The organism is Actinomadura macra NBRC 14102 (assembly GCF_001552215.1).
Lineage (GTDB): Bacteria > Actinomycetota > Actinomycetes > Streptosporangiales > Streptosporangiaceae > Spirillospora > Spirillospora macra.
The window spans coordinates 184,404-199,199 of sequence record NZ_BCQT01000019.1 but is presented as its reverse complement, the minus strand read 5'-3'; the positions used below and the strand labels follow the sequence as shown (position 1 = coordinate 199,199).

The window sequence follows — 14,796 nt, the reverse complement described above, 5'->3', positions numbered from 1 at the left end:
AGGTACGGCCTAGGGGAGAACCCCGGCAACGCGAAGGCCGGCCCTCCCCGAAACAGGCAAGGACCGGCCGGAAAGCACCAGAACGGCCCGGCGGGGCACCCACCGGCGTCATACCAGGGTTTGGTCCACCCGCCAGGGTCAGATTCGCCAGGGTCGATTCGCGAGGGCCAGATCGCCGGGGCGGGTCAGATCTGCCAGAGCGGGTCAGATCGGCTGGCAGCGGATCAGATGGGTTCGGAGCGGATCAGGTGTGCCCGGAGCGGATCAGGTGTGCCCGGGGCGGCTCAATCCCGTCTCATACGCGTACACCACGGCCTGCACCCGGTCCCGCAGCCCCAGCTTCGCCAGGACGTTCCCCACATGCGTCTTCACCGTGGTCTCGCTCACCACCAGCTCCGCCGCGATCTCCGCGTTCGACTGGCCCCGCGCCACATGCGACAGCACCTCCCGCTCCCGCTCGGTGAGGGTGTCCAGCCCCGGCGGCGGGGAGGAGTCACGCACCGCCGGCAGCCGCGTCGCGAACTTGTCCAGCAGCCGCCGCGTCACGCTCGGCGCCACGATCGCGTCGCCCGCCGCGACGATCCGGATCGCCTGCACCAGATCCTCGGGCGGCGAGTCCTTCAACAGGAACCCGCTCGCCCCCGCCCGCACCGCCTCGATCACGTACTCGTCCAGGTCGAACGTCGTGAGGATCAGCACCCTCGGGTCATGCGAGGCGGCCTCCTCCCGGATGATCCGCCGGGTCGCCTCGATCCCGTCCACCCCCGGCATCCGGATGTCCATCAACACCACGTCCGGCAGCAGCGACCGCGTCATCTCCACCGCCGCCGCGCCGTCCCCGGCCTCACCGACCACCGCGATGTCGGCCTCGGCCTCCAGGATCAACCGGAAACCCGTCCGCAGCAGCGGCTGGTCGTCGACGAGCAGCACCCGCACCGTGCTCATCGGTCCACCCCGCGGCACCGTTCCGCCACGCGCCGCCGCACCGTCCCGCTCGGTTCCATCGTCCCAGCTCCTCGCCTCGCGCCGCTCATCCTCAACCTATGCCTCCAGGGGGAACCGGGCCCGCACGCCGAACCCGCCACCGACACGCGGCCCGATCCGCAGCTCGCCGCCGTACAACGCCACCCGCTCATACATCCCGACCAGACCGTGCCCGGGATTGTCCCCATTGTCAGCCATGATCGTCGCGGTGCCGTGCCCGTCGTCCTCGATCTCCACGGTCAGGTCGTTATCGGTGTAATACAGCCGGACCCAGGCCCGCGCCTGCGAACCCGCATGCTTGAGCGTATTGGTCAGCGCCTCCTGGATCAGCCGGAACGCCGCCACGTCCACCCCCGGAGACGGTGTCCGCGCCTCACCCTCGATCCACAGCTGCACCGACAGGCCCGTCTCCCGCACATGGTCCAACAGCTCCCCGAGATCCCCCAGGCCCGGCTGCGGCGCCAGCTCCCGGCCCGCCTGCTCCACGTCCCGGTCCGTGCGCAGCACACCCACGATCCGCCGCATCTCGCTCAGCGCCGTCCGCCCGACCTCCTCGATCGTCGACATCGCCTCCCGCGCGCTGTCGGTGTCCCGGTCGATGATCCGCCGCGCCGCCCCCGCCTGCACCGTCATCACGCTCACATGGTGCGCCACCACATCGTGCAACTCCCGCGCGATCCGCGACCGTTCCTCGATCCGCGCCGCCCGCGCGTCCGTGCCCCGCGCCCGCTCCAGCCGCGCCGCCCGGTCCTCCAACTCCGTGAAGTACGCCCGCCGCAGCCGCAGGTTCCGGCCCAGCACCCACACCCCGACCACCAGCGCCGCGTCCGTGATCAGCACGACCGGCGACATGTCGATCGGCAGCATCACCAGCGACACCACGAAGTACACGAAGCCCACCACGCCGCCGAGGGCGCTGTGCGCCAACCCCCGGTGCGCCGCGACGCTGTACACCGCGATCAGGAACGCCACCACGTCCGGCACCGACGGCGGATAGTCCTGCACCGCCATCGCCAACTCGCCCGCCACGATGAACATCAGCACCGACAGCGGATACCGCTGCCGGAACGTCAGCGCCATCGTCACCATCGCCACCAGCAACCCGTTCACCAGATCCGGTGACTGGAAATGCTCGTAGCCCTCCCCATGCGGAAGGTCCTCCACGAACAACTGCGGCAGCCCTACCAGCAGCAGCCCGAGCGACAGCACCGCGTCGGCGGCCAGCGGGCGCGACTGCAGCCAGGCACGGCAGGTACGAAGACCACGAATGCGGGGTGACACGACTCTCACCCTAGGAGGTCATGCCAGGTCGTGACCCCTCCTGTACGTGGATCTGTCGTCCTCCCCAAGGAGGATCCGGAGCACCGTCCAGGTTCCGTCCGGTGCAGACCACGATCGTCCTACAGATCGTCCTACAGATCGTCCCGTTCGCGGGCCGCGGACTCCAGATCCGCCGGGGACGGGCGCCGCACCGGCACCACCGGCAACGGCGGGGGAGTGCCCCCGAACTGCGGGCACCGCTCCTTGTGATCACACCAGTCGCACAGCCGGCTCGTCCGCGGCCGCCACTCCCCGGTGTCCATCGCCCGCCGGATCGCCTCCCACAGCGCCTCCACCTTCCGCTGCGTCGCCCGCAGATCCGCCTCATCCGGCTCGTACCGCAGCACCTCGCCATTGCCCAGATACATCAGCTGCAGCAAACGCGGCACCCGCCCCTGCAAATGCCACAACACCAGCGCGTAGAACTTCATCTGGAACAACGCCCGCGCCTCGAAGTCGGCCCGCGGAGCCGTCCCCGTCTTGTAATCCACGATCCGCACGTCACCACTCGGCGCCACATCCACCCGATCGATGTAACCCCGCAGCTTCAACCCCGAATCCAGGACCGTCTCCACGAACAGCTCCCGCTCCGCCGGCTCCAGCCGCCGCGGATCCTCCAACGTGAAGTACCGCTCCACCATCCGCCGCGCCTGCTCCAGCCACTCCGCCCGCTCCGCGTCCCCGCCCTCACCCGCGAAAAGCCCCGCCAGCTCCGGCTCCGCCTCCAGCAGCCGCTCCCACTGCGGCCCCAGCAGCTCCAGCGCCGCCGCCACCGTCCGCCCGCCCGTCGGCAGATCGAACAGCCGCTCCAGCACCGCGTGGACCAACGTCCCCCGCGCCGCCGCCGCGCTCGGCCGCTCCGGAAGCTTGTCGATCACCCGGAACCGGTACAGCAGCGGGCATGTCATGAAATCCCCCGCCCGCGACGGCGACAGCGAGCCGACGACCCGGACGCCCCCGTCCTCGGTGGACGGGACACTCGCCTCACTACCGGCCTCCGTGGTCGTCATGGCCAGCAGCGTAGGCGACACCCCCGACGAAATCCCGCAACCGGGCCACCGCGCCGGGCCACCCCTACGGGGCCGTAGCATCGGTGACGTGACACACAGCGCGCCACCCGCCGAGGGCAAGACGCCCGCCGGAGACCCCGGCTCCGACGACGACCGCACCGGCCGCCCCGGCCTCCTCATGGGCCGGCCCTTCGGCGTCCCCGTCTTCGTCTCGCCCAGCTGGTTCCTGGTGGCAGTCCTCGTCACAATCATGTTCGAGGGCCAGGCCAACGACGTCATCGACCGGCCCGCGAGCTACGCCGTCGCGTTCGCCTACGCCCTCCTGCTCTACGGCTCCGTCTTCATCCACGAACTCAGCCACGCCGTCACCGCCCGCGTCCTCGGCCTGCCCGTCCGCTCCGTCACCCTGCACATCCTCGGCGGCGAGACCTCCATCGGACGCGAAGCCCCCACCCCCGGCCGCGAATTCCTCATCGCCTTCGCCGGCCCCCTCGTCAACCTCGTCCTGGCCGGACTCGGCCTGTTCGCCCACGCCGTCCTCACCCTGCCCGACGTCGCCCTCCTCCTCCTGGAAGCCCTCACCTTCGCCAACCTCCTCGTGGGCGTCTTCAACCTCCTGCCCGGCCTGCCCCTCGACGGCGGCCGCCTCGTCCGCGCCGCCGTCTGGAAGGCCACCGGACGCAGCCGCAGCGGCGCCATCTTCGCCGGCTGGGTCGGACGCGGCGTCGCCATCGCCTGCCTCCTCGCCGGCGCCTTCCTCGCCACCTACCAGACCGACGGCGCCGGGTTCGGCTGGCTCGCCCTCCTGTGGTCCGCGCTCGTCGCCTCCTTCATCTGGGTTGGCGCCACCCAGGCCATCCGAGCCGAACGCGTCCGCGACCGCATCCCCCTGCTGTCGGCCCGCCGCCTCGCCCGCCGCGCCACCCTCGTCACCGCCGACGTCCCCCTCGCCGAAGCCATCCGCCGCGCCCACGAGGACCACTCCGGCGCCCTCGTCATCGTCGACCACGACGGCATGCCCCGTGGCCTCGTCAGCGAGAAGGCCGTCACCGCCATCCCGCCCCAGCGCCGCCCCTGGATCTCCGCCGGCGACCTCTCCCGCGGCATCGAGGACGCCCTCACCCTCCCCGCCGACATCACCGGCGACGACCTCGTCACCGCCCTCCGCCGCGCCCCCGCGTCCGAGTACCTCCTCGTCGAACCCGACGGACGCGTCTACGGCGTCCTCGCCGTCACCGACGTCGACCGCACCTTCACCGGCGTCTGACCCGCCGGGGGAGGGGCCAAGGCGGCGCCACAGCCGGTCTGGGCTGCGCCCACCCGGCGCTAGCCTTGACCACCATGAGCGAACCCCAGCCGAAGCCCCCGTCCACCGGCCGCATCCCCCACGGCCCGTTCCGGCACGGCGACCAGGTTCAGCTCACCGACCCCAAGGGCCGCATCAACACGATCACCCTCCAGACCGGCAAGCTCTACCACTCCCACAAGGGCTCCGTCCCCCACGACGACATCATCGGCAGCCCCGAGGGCACCGTCTTCCGCTCCACCGGCGGCACCGACTACCTCGCCTTCCGGCCCCTCCTCGCCGACTTCGCCGTCCGCATGCCCCGCGGCGCCGCCGTCGTCTACCCCAAGGACGCCGCCCAGATCGTCGCCATGGCCGACATCTTCCCCGGCGCCCGCGTCATCGAGGCCGGCGCCGGATCCGGCGCCCTGTCCTGCTTCCTCCTGCGCGCCGTCGGCGAGCACGGCCGCCTGTCCTCCTACGAGCGCCGCCCCGACTTCGCCGACATCGCCCGCGCCAACGTCGAGAAGTTCTTCGGCGGCCCCCACCCCTCCTGGCACCTCACCGTCGGCGCCCTGGAGGACGCCCTCACCGAGACCGAGGCCGACCGCGTCGTCCTCGACATGCTCGCCCCCTGGGAGACCCTCGACGCCGTCGCCAAAGCCCTCATCCCCGGCGGCCTCATCTGCGCCTACATCGCCACCACCACCCAGATGTCCCGCGTCGTGGAGGACCTGCGCGCCCACGGCGCCTTCGCCGAGCCCTACGCCTTCGAGACCATGCTGCGCTCCTGGCACGTCGACGGCCTCGCCGTCCGCCCCGACCACCGCATGATCGGCCACACCGGCTTCCTGGTCACCGCGCGCCGCCTCGCCGACGGCGTCACCCCGCCCCCGCGCCGCCGCCGCCCGGCCAAGGGCGCCCACCCAGAACCCGCCCGCCCCGCCACCGGCGCCGCGGCGGCCGACACCGACCACCTCAACGGCGCCCACCACGACGGCGCCACCGGCGAGAACGGCGCCGCCACGCCGGACGACGCAACCGAGTCGTAGATCACATTCTGGAACCGATCACGCCGGGATTCCGTACGATCTGACACCGGACGGATCCGTACCGTCACATCCCCGGCGCCGCGGGTGCCCGGCCCCTCACCGTCCGAACCCGGCAAACCGCCCATCGGCTCGGGGTGGGACCAGCGAAATCCCCACCCCGCCACCCCCACCTCCGCACCACAACCGCCCAGGCAGCCGCCACCCCGACCCTGCCGCCCGCACCCACCGAACGACACGAGTACCGAAAGGGCAGGTTACGGAAGCCCTCCAGATAGGTAGGGTCTCAGTAGGTCGTCGGCTCTCTTCGTGAGGAGGTGACGGGGCGTGGCCGCTCGTGACGATGCTGGGGCGCGCAGGGCGCAGCACGACAAGGAGGTTAGAGACCTCCAAACGCAGATCTCCTTCCTGGAGGAGGAGATCTCCGTGCTGCGCCGAAAGCTCGCGGAATCCCCGCGCCAAGTACGTGTTCTGGAAGAACGCCTCCATGAGGCACAGGCCAACCTGGCCGCCGTAACCGGACAGAACGAGCGACTCGTAGCGACCCTCAAAGAGGCTCGCGAACAGATCGTGGCGCTCAAGGAGGAGGTCGACAGGCTCGCCCAACCACCCTCCGGATTCGGGGTCTTCCTCGAAGCCCGCGACGATGGAACGGTCGACATCTTCACCGGCGGACGCAAACTCCGCGTCAACGTCAGTCCCGCCGTCGAAGTCGACGAACTCCAACGCGGCCAAGAGGTCATGCTCAACGAGGCCCTCAACGTCGTCGAAGCCCTCGCCTTCGAAGAACAAGGCGAAGTCGTCATGCTCAAGGAGATCTTCGACGACGGAGAACGCGCCCTCGTCATCGCGCACGCCGACGAGGAACGCGTCATCAAGCTCGCCGAGCCGCTGCGCGGAGTCCCCCTGCGCGCAGGCGACTCCCTCATGCTCGAATCTCGTTCCGGATACGCCTACGAGAAGATCCACAAGGCGGAGGTCGAGGAACTCGTCCTCGAAGAGGTCCCCGACATCTCCTACGACGAGATCGGCGGCCTCGGATCACAGATCGAGATGATCCGCGACGCCGTCGAACTCCCCTACCTGCACGCGGACCTCTTCCGCGAGCACCAACTCCGCCCCCCCAAGGGCGTCCTGCTCTACGGACCCCCCGGCTGCGGGAAGACCCTCATCGCCAAGGCCGTCGCCAACTCCCTGGCCAAACAGGTCGCGGAGAAGACCGGCCAGGAAGGCAAGAGCTTCTTCCTCAACATCAAGGGCCCGGAACTGCTCAACAAGTACGTCGGCGAAACCGAACGGCACATCCGCCTGGTCTTCCAGCGAGCCCGCGAAAAGGCGTCCGCCGGAACACCCGTCATCGTGTTCTTCGACGAGATGGACTCCATCTTCCGCACCCGCGGCTCCGGAGTCTCCTCCGACGTCGAGAACACCATCGTCCCGCAACTCCTCAGCGAGATCGACGGAGTCGAGGGCCTGGAGAACGTCATCGTCATCGGCGCCTCCAACCGCGAGGACATGATCGACCCCGCGATCCTGCGCCCCGGCCGGCTCGACGTGAAGATCAAGATCGAACGCCCCGACGCCGAAGCCGCCAAGGACATCTTCTCCAAGTACATCCTCAGTGGCCTTCCGCTCCACCCCGACGACGTCAAGGAGCACGGCGGCTCCGACGACGTCACCGTCGAGGCAATGATCCAACGCGTCGTCGAACGCATGTACACCGAAACCGACGAGAACCGCTTCCTGGAGGTCACCTACGCCAACGGAGACAAGGAAGTCCTCTACTTCAAGGACTTCAACTCCGGAGCGATGATCCAGAACATCGTCGACCGCGCCAAGAAGATGGCCATCAAGCAGTTCCTCGACACCGGCCAGAAGGGCCTGCGCGTCAACCACCTCCTCGCCGCCTGCGTCGACGAGTTCAGCGAGAACGAAGACCTCCCCAACACCACCAACCCCGACGACTGGGCCCGTATCTCCGGCAAGAAGGGCGAACGGATCGTCTACATCCGCACCCTCGTCTCCGGAACCAAGGGCGCCGAAGCCGGCCGGTCCATCGACACCGTCGCCAACACCGGCCAATACCTCTGACCGACACCACACCCGAAGCGACACGCGCGGCGGCCACCCCCACCGGGGAGGCCGCCGCGCCCTCATTCATCGGAGAACCCCCATCACCCAGCCCCCCGCGCACACGCCCGCCCGCACCCCGACACACCCGAAGAACACACCACACCAGACACCGCTCAACCCAACCCGCCCACACACCCACGCCCAGACCACGAACCATCCCCGCACGGCGCCGGGAACCCCGGCGCCCGCCCCTCAAGAGGAGCCCCATGGCTCCACCCCCGCCGCCCCGATAGGCTCGACGATATGAGTGTTCGGCGGGTGATGGGCATCGAGACCGAGTACGGCATCTCCGTACCCGGCCAACCAGGGGCCAACGCGATGGTGACCTCCTCCCAGGTCGTCAACGCCTACCTCGCGGCATCGGCGGCACGCGCCCGCAGGGCCCGGTGGGACTTCGAAGAGGAGAACCCCCTCCGCGACGCCCGCGGCTTCGACCTCGCCCGCGAGGTCGCCGACCCCACCCAGCTCACCGACGAAGACCTCGGCCTCGCCAACGTCATCCTCACCAACGGCGCCCGCCTCTACGTCGACCACGCCCACCCCGAATACTCCGCACCCGAATGCACCAACCCCCTCGACGCCGTCACCTGGGACAAAGCAGGCGAACGCGTCATGGCCGACGCCGCCGCCCGTGCCGCCCTCGTCCCCGGCACCCACCCCATCCAGCTCTACAAGAACAACACCGACAACAAGGGCGCCTCCTACGGCTGCCATGAGAACTACCTCATGAAGCGCGAGACGCCCTTCGCCGACATCGTCCGCCACCTCACCCCCTTCTTCGTCTCCCGACAGGTCGTCTGCGGCGCGGGCCGCGTCGGCATCGGCGTCGACGGCCGCGGCGACGGCTTCCAGATCAGCCAGCGCGCCGACTTCTTCGAGGTCGAGGTCGGCCTGGAGACCACCCTCAAACGCCCCATCATCAACACCCGCGACGAACCCCACGCCGACCCCGAGAAGTACCGGCGGCTCCACGTCATCATCGGCGACGCCAACATGGCCGAGCTGTCCACCTACCTCAAGCTCGGCACCACCGCCCTCGTCCTCGCCATGATCGAGGACGGCTTCCTCACCGTCGACCTCTCCGTCGACATGCCCGTCGCCGCGCTCCGCGCCGTCTCCCACGACCCGTCCTGCAAGCATCTGCTCACCCTCCGCGACGGCCGCAAGATGACCGCCGTCCAGCTCCAGATGGAGTACCTGGAGCAGTCCCGCAAGTACGTCGAGGACCGCTTCGGCGCCGACGTCGACGACATGACCAAGGACGTCCTGGACCGCTGGGAATCCGTTTTGCACCGCCTCGGCGAAGACCCCATGCAGCTGTCCCGCGAGCTCGACTGGGTCGCCAAGCTCGAACTCCTGGAGGGCTACCGCAGCCGCGACGGCCTGGACTGGTCCCACCCCCGCCTGCAGCTCGTCGACCTCCAGTACACCGATATCCGCCCCGACAAGGGCCTCTACAACCGCCTCGTCGCCCGCGGCCGCATCGAGCGCGTCGTCACCGAGTCCCAGGTCGAGTCCGCCATCGAGGATCCGCCCGAGGACACCCGCGCCTACTTCCGCGGCCGCTGCCTGCGCCAGTACGCCGAATCCGTCGCCGCCGCCTCCTGGGACTCCGTCATCTTCGACGTCCCCGGCCGCGAGTCCCTCCAGCGCGTCCCCACCCTGGAGCCCCTGCGCGGCACCAGGCAGCACGTGGGAGCCCTTCTGGACCGCTGTCGCACCGCCGCCGACCTCGTGGCCACCCTGACCGGCCAGAGCTGACACAGCCCCTCACAGGCCCTCACAGGCCCCGCAACCCGACCGCCACACGCGCCGCGACGGCTGTGGACGGCCCAATTGGATAGTGTCACTATCGAAGTCGAACATCCCGCTGACCTGCGGCTTCGGGAGAGGTCTCGGATTCGTGACCGCTATGCCCGTTTCAGTAGTCGGGGCTGGGGCGATAACCGGAGCAGGCCCCCGGCTCCATCGCGGCGGTGTAGCGGACCCGATAGGTCCGTTCGGCGCAGAAGATCGGCGGATAGGGTTGGGGGTACCGGCAGAGCGGAGGTACGGAATGGCCACGAAGGACACCGGCGGTCAGAAGCAGACCACTCGGCGCACGGAAGAGGTCGACGAGACCGAGGCCACGACGACCGAGGACGTCCAGGAGCGCCAGGACAAGCTCACCGACGACGTCGACGCAATTCTCGATGAAATTGACGAAGTCCTCGAAGAAAATGCGGAGGAATTCATCCGTAGCTACGTCCAAAAAGGGGGAGAGTGACCCTATAAGGGAGAGGATGTCCGAGTTCGAGGAGTAAGAACCGGAAAGTCATCTAGCTCCCTAGCTCGATCCACCTATCAATCGTGGTTGTTCGCTCCACGGGCTGAGAAAGGCATGGGCGGGACTGTAAAGTCCTGCCCATGCCTCGTAAGCGATGCCGGGACTGTGGCCAGGTGAAGGACGCCGCAGAATTCTCGAAAAGGAAAGCGTCTGCCGACGGCCTGGCTCTCTACTGCAAGGAGTGCTTTGCCTTGCGCAACGCGGCCTCCTACAGGAAGAGGCAGGAGCGACTGGGCAAGCAGGTGAGAGCCTTCAGACGATACTCGGCAGTCCCGGACGGGATGAAGCACTGCGCCCGCTGCGGCGAGATCAAACCAGTCGGAGAATTCGGTAGAAATCGTGCTAACAAGTCAGGGCTCGCTGGCTACTGTCGTCCCTGCCACAACACGGCAATGGCAGAGATCAAGCAACGAAGCCATGGAAGTGAGCGCAACTACCTTCTGAAGCTCCGCTACGGCCTCACGGAGGAACAGGTGGGGCAGATGATCGCTCGGCAGGGGGGCGTCTGCGTTATCTGCCTTCGTGAGGAGGCGAAGCATGTCGACCACAGCCATCTCACTGGAGTCGTCCGAGGAATCCTCTGCTTCAGGTGCAACGGAGCGCTCGGCCAGTTCCACGACGACCCGCGCTGCCTGGGCGCCGCCGCCGACTACGTGGAGTTGCGGGGCCCGCACGCGCGCAGGATGAGACTCGAAGTCGGCGCCGCGGTTCTGGGAGGGCCCGAGCGCAGGCGGCAGGACCCGCAGTGGACGATGAGGGCCGCGAAAATCAACACGGCTCGGCACTACCACCTGCGTCAGAAGTACGGGATCAATGACGAGGATGCCCAATGGCTGCTCGGGATCCAGGGAGGGCTGTGCGCGGTCTGCTGGGACGTTCCGGCCGAGCACGTCGATCATGACCACCAGTCGGGCGCCGTGCGCGGGATGGCCTGTGGTGGTTGCAACACGGGCATGGGCCAACTGGACGATGATCCCGTCTCGCTGCGCCGCGCGGCGGATTACCTCCTGGGTCAGCTGATGACGGAGGTTCCGGTGGCCGGCAAGGGGACTCGGCTGTCGTTCACGCTGCCGGACGTCGATCCTTCGACGGTGCCCGTGGGTGGCTGGGCGGAGTATCGCGCCGCGGACGGGCTGCATCGGTCCAGGCTGTGGCGGGTCGACGACGACCATGAGGGGCCGACGTGGCTCTCGCTGGGTCTGAAGCGCCTCCTGGACTCTCACAGGGCGCTGGCCGAGGGGTACGCGGGTTCCCGGTAACGATCGCCGCGGTGAGGTTCGCCGTGGGCGGACTGGAGCGGGGATCACGCGGCATGCGGTGGACGACCGTGAACAGTAGGGTCGTAGTCGTCCCGCGCCGGTGGGGTTATGGAGGAGCCGGTGCCATGACAGAGGGAAGGGAGTCGCGTGGCGTCCCACGATTCGCACACCGGACGTCTGCCGAGGTTGTTCGCCAGCCCGGATTCGTCCTCGTTCACGGAGTTCCTGGGGGCGTACTCTCCGGAGCTGCTGCCCGGCAGGCGGACTCTTCCGGCGTCCTCGGTGAGGGATGAGATCCCGCACGGTACGACGATCGTCGCGGTGGGGTTCCCCGGCGGGGTGGTGATGGCGGGGGACCGGCGGGCGACGGCGGGGAACGTGATCGCTCAGCGCGATATCGAGAAGGTGTTCCGCGCGGACGAGTTCTCGGCGATCGCGATCGCGGGGACGGCGGGCATCGGGATCGAGATGGTGCGGCTGTTCCAGGTGGAGCTGGAGCACTACGAGAAGCGCGAGGGCCGGACGCTGTCGGTGGAGGGTAAGGCGAACCGGCTGGCGACGATGGTGCGGCAGAACCTGGGCATGGCGATGCAGGGTCTGGCGGTGGTGCCGTTGTTCGCGGGTTACGACGAGGAGCGCGACGGCGGGCGGATCTTCTCCTACGATCCTGCGGGCGGCCGGTACGAGGAGAGGGACTTCTACTCGATTGGTTCGGGTTCGGTGTTCGCGCGGGGTGCGCTGAAGAAGCTGTACCGGCCGGATCTGTCGGTCGAGGACGCGGCGCTGGTGTGCGTTCAGGCGTTGTACGACGCGGCGGACGACGACTCGGCGACGGGTGGCCCTGACCTGACGCGGGGGATCTTCCCCGTGGTGGCGGTGGTGACGTCGGACGGGTATCGCCGGCTCGGTGAGGACGAGGTGGGCGCGGTGGCGCGTTCGGTGGTCGAGGGACGTTACGACTCGCCGGGCGGGCCGTCCGCCCCGCTGCGATAGAAGGGATCCAGTTCGGTGTCCATGCCGTTCTACGTGTCGCCCGAACAGCAGATGAAGGACAAGGCGGACTATGCGCGGAAGGGGATTTCGCGTGGCCGCAGTGTCGTGGTGCTGCAGTACGACGATGGCATCTTGTTCGTGGCGGACAATCCGTCGCGGGCGCTGCACAAGATCAGTGAAATCTACGACCGGATCGCTTTCGCGGCGGTGGGGAAGTACAACGAGTTCGAGAACCTGCGGCTGGGCGGGGTCCGGTACGCGGACATCAACGGGTACCAGTACGACCGTCGTGATGTGACGGCGCGGGGGCTGGCGAACGTGTACGCGCAGTCGCTGGGGACGATCTTCACGGAGACGAACAAGCCGTACGAGGTGGAGTTGGTGGTCGCCGAGGTGGGCGACGACGCGGAGACGGACCAGATCTACCGGTTGACGTTCGATGGTTCGGTGGCCGATGAGCACGGTTACGTGGCGATGGGCGGTCAGGCGGACGCGGTGGCGCAGGCGTTGAAGGACGGGTACCGGGAGGGCTCGTCGCTGGTGGAGGCGTTGCGGACGGCGGTCCGGGCTTTGGAGGCGCAGGATTCGGAGCGGCGGCTGGAGGCGACGTCGCTGGAGGTGGCGGTGCTGGATCGCAATCGTGAGCACCGGCTGTTCAAGCGGTTGACGGCGCGGCGGATCGAGGAGTTGCTCGCTGAGGGTGATTCGGGTTCGGCGTCTTCGGGTGCCTCGGGTTCGGCGTCGCCGGCGTCGGAGGACGCGGACGAGGAGTGACGTCCGGCAGGGGCCGGCGCCGCGTGGGCGGCTCCGGTGTGGTTGTGGCCCGTCGTGGTGGGGTGGCTGGGGCCGCCCGGCTGCGGCGGGTCCTGGCGTCTGGGCCGTTGCGGAAACGGTGTGCTTGAGAGACTGCCAAGACGGGGCCGGGCCGCATAGGGTCTTGGTGTGGACAGGCGCATTTTCGGGCTTGAGAACGAGTACGGCGTCACCTGCACCTTCCGGGGTCAGCGGCGGTTGTCACCTGATGAGGTGGCGCGCTATCTGTTCCGGCGAGTGGTGTCGTGGGGTCGTAGCAGCAACGTGTTCCTGCGCAACGGCGCGCGGCTCTACCTGGATGTGGGCAGTCACCCGGAGTATGCGACGCCGGAGTGCGACAGTGTCGTGGATCTGGTGACGCATGACAAGGCGGGGGAGCGGATCCTGGAGGGGTTGCTGGTCGATGCCGAGCGGCGGCTCCGGGAGGAGGGCATCGCGGGTGACATCTATCTGTTCAAGAACAACACGGACTCGGCGGGGAACTCCTACGGTTGCCATGAGAACTATCTGGTGGGGCGGCATGGGGAGTTCGGGAGGCTCGCGGACGTCCTGATCCCGTATCTGGTGACGCGTCAGATCATCTGTGGTGCGGGGAAGGTGCTGCAGACGCCGCGTGGTGCGGTGTACTGCGTGTCGCAGCGGGCGGAGCACATCTGGGAGGGTGTGTCGTCGGCGACGACGCGTTCTCGTCCGATCATCAATACGCGGGATGAGCCGCATGCGGATGCGGAGCGGTTCCGCCGGCTGCATGTGATCGTCGGTGACTCGAACATGAGTGAGACGACGATGTTGCTGAAGGTCGGGGCGAGCGATCTGGTGCTGCGGATGATCGAGGCCGGGGTCGTGATGCGTGATCTGACGTTGGAGAACCCGATTCGGGCGATCCGGGAGGTCAGTCACGATATGACGGGCCGGCGGAAGGTGCGGCTGGCGAACGGCCGTGAGGCGAGTTCGCTGGAGATCCAGAAGGAGTATTTCGGCAAGGCGCGGGACTTCGTGGACGCGCGGGGTGGGGACGCGACGGCGAAGCGGGTGCTGGAGCTGTGGGAGCGGACGTTGCGGGCGGTGGAGACGGGCGATCTGGACATGGTGGCCCGTGAGATCGACTGGGTGACGAAGTACAAGCTGATCGAGCGGTATCGGCGGAAGTATGATCTGCCGTTGTCGTCGCCGCGTGTGGCGCAGTTGGATCTGGCGTATCACGATGTGCATCGGGATCGTGGGCTGTACTACCTGCTGGAGAAGCGGGGGTCGGTGGAGCGGGTGTCGCGTGATCTGGACATCTTCGAGGCGAAGTCGGTGCCGCCGCAGACGACGCGGGCGCGGCTGCGGGGGGAGTTCATCCGGAAGGCGCAGGAGAAGCGGCGCGATTTCACGGTGGACTGGGTGCATTTGAAGTTGAACGATCAGGCGCAGCGGACGGTGTTGTGCAAGGACCCGTTCCGGTCGGTGGACGAGCGGGTCGACAAGCTGATCGCGGGGATGTAGGGGCCGGAGCGGTCGTGGTGGGGCGCTGCGGGTGTGCGGCGCGACCATCGCTGGGATGGCTCTGGTCACGGGGTGTGGCGCGTCCGTGGCTACTCGCAGGTCACTTGGCGGTAGTGTGAGCGCCCAGCAGCGCTCG

12 protein-coding genes are annotated in these 14,796 nt (G+C 68.4%); 9 read left to right on the top strand and 3 right to left on the bottom strand.

Features of this window, described 5'->3' with window-relative positions; genetic code table 11:
• Positions 1-264: 264 nt before the first annotated feature.
• The 3 genes from AMA02S_RS30600 to AMA02S_RS30590 form a co-directional block, all read right to left on the bottom strand.
• Complete coding sequence (locus tag AMA02S_RS30600; protein ID WP_067465097.1) at positions 265-945, bottom strand: response regulator; 681 nt, start codon at positions 943-945, stop codon at positions 265-267.
• Between the two features lie 96 nt (positions 946-1,041).
• Complete coding sequence (locus AMA02S_RS30595) at positions 1,042-2,265, bottom strand: sensor histidine kinase (RefSeq protein WP_067465095.1); 1,224 nt, start codon at positions 2,263-2,265, stop codon at positions 1,042-1,044.
• Between the two features lie 131 nt (positions 2,266-2,396).
• Positions 2,397-3,314, bottom strand: coding sequence for a RecB family exonuclease (locus tag AMA02S_RS30590; protein ID WP_084265756.1), 918 nt, complete (start codon positions 3,312-3,314; stop codon positions 2,397-2,399).
• 88 nt (positions 3,315-3,402) lie between these two features.
• Here AMA02S_RS30590 and AMA02S_RS30585 point away from each other — a divergent pair, with 88 nt between their 5' ends.
• The 9 genes from AMA02S_RS30585 to pafA all read left to right on the top strand — a co-directional run bounded on the left by AMA02S_RS30585 (position 3,403) and on the right by pafA (position 14,660).
• The gene (locus AMA02S_RS30585; RefSeq protein WP_084265755.1) at positions 3,403-4,581 is read left to right on the top strand and encodes a site-2 protease family protein; all 1,179 of its coding nucleotides are present in this window, start codon (positions 3,403-3,405) and stop codon (positions 4,579-4,581) included.
• 74 nt (positions 4,582-4,655) lie between these two features.
• Entirely contained in the window at positions 4,656-5,651 is a 996-nt protein-coding gene (locus AMA02S_RS30580; RefSeq protein ID WP_245667902.1) for a tRNA (adenine-N1)-methyltransferase, read from the top strand.
• A gap of 324 nt (positions 5,652-5,975) precedes the next feature.
• Positions 5,976-7,739: a proteasome ATPase gene (arc, locus tag AMA02S_RS30575; RefSeq protein ID WP_067465093.1), complete on the top strand. Its 1,764-nt coding sequence runs from the start codon at positions 5,976-5,978 to the stop codon at positions 7,737-7,739.
• Positions 7,740-8,024: 285 nt separating this feature from the next.
• Complete coding sequence (gene dop, locus AMA02S_RS30570; RefSeq protein WP_174550998.1) at positions 8,025-9,542, top strand: depupylase/deamidase Dop; 1,518 nt, start codon at positions 8,025-8,027, stop codon at positions 9,540-9,542.
• Between the two features lie 295 nt (positions 9,543-9,837).
• Positions 9,838-10,047, top strand: a complete 210-nt coding sequence (locus tag AMA02S_RS30565) for a ubiquitin-like protein Pup (protein WP_067465088.1) — start codon at positions 9,838-9,840, stop codon at positions 10,045-10,047.
• Positions 10,048-10,499: 452 nt separating this feature from the next.
• Positions 10,500-11,366 carry an endonuclease VII domain-containing protein gene (locus tag AMA02S_RS30560; protein ID WP_218005167.1) on the top strand — a complete coding sequence of 289 codons (867 nt, stop codon included), beginning with the start codon at positions 10,500-10,502 and terminating at the stop codon, positions 11,364-11,366.
• A gap of 147 nt (positions 11,367-11,513) precedes the next feature.
• On the top strand, positions 11,514-12,359 hold the full coding sequence (gene prcB / locus AMA02S_RS30555) for a proteasome subunit beta (protein ID WP_067465082.1): 846 nt from the start codon (positions 11,514-11,516) through the stop codon (positions 12,357-12,359).
• Positions 12,360-12,380: 21 nt separating this feature from the next.
• A complete protein-coding gene (gene prcA / locus AMA02S_RS30550) occupies positions 12,381-13,133 on the top strand; it encodes a proteasome subunit alpha (RefSeq protein WP_067465080.1) in 753 nt (250 codons plus the stop codon).
• 168 nt (positions 13,134-13,301) lie between these two features.
• Positions 13,302-14,660 (top strand): Pup--protein ligase, encoded by a 1,359-nt coding sequence (gene pafA, locus AMA02S_RS30545; protein WP_067465078.1) that lies wholly within the window; start codon positions 13,302-13,304, stop codon positions 14,658-14,660.
• The last annotated feature ends 136 nt before the right edge of the window (positions 14,661-14,796 follow it).